Origin of the sequence: Mesobacillus maritimus (genome assembly GCF_023715205.1) — a bacterium.
Classification (GTDB): domain Bacteria; phylum Bacillota; class Bacilli; order Bacillales; family Cytobacillaceae; genus Mesobacillus_B; species Mesobacillus_B maritimus_C.
Genome location: NZ_JAMBNR010000136.1, coordinates 1 through 254, shown reverse-complemented (window position 1 = coordinate 254; position 254 = coordinate 1). Strand labels below are relative to the sequence as shown.

The 254-nt window shown below is 54.7% G+C and carries 1 rRNA gene; it reads right to left on the bottom strand.

Annotated features, from left to right (window positions below):
- Positions 1–254 (bottom strand): 16S ribosomal RNA (locus tag M3182_RS25970); the annotation flags it as partial.

The window sequence follows — 254 nt, the reverse complement described above, 5'->3', positions numbered from 1 at the left end:
GCCGCACCTTCCGATACGGCTACCTTGTTACGACTTCACCCCAATCATCTGTCCCACCTTAGGCGGCTGGCCCCAGGGGCAAAACTTAGCTTCCTTTAAATATAATAAGATGCTAAGTTTTGCCCCCAGTTACCCCACCGACTTCGGGTGTTACAAACTCTCGTGGTGTGACGGGCGGTGTGTACAAGGCCCGGGAACGTATTCACCGCGGCATGCTGATCCGCGATTACTAGCGATTCCGGCTTCATGCAGGC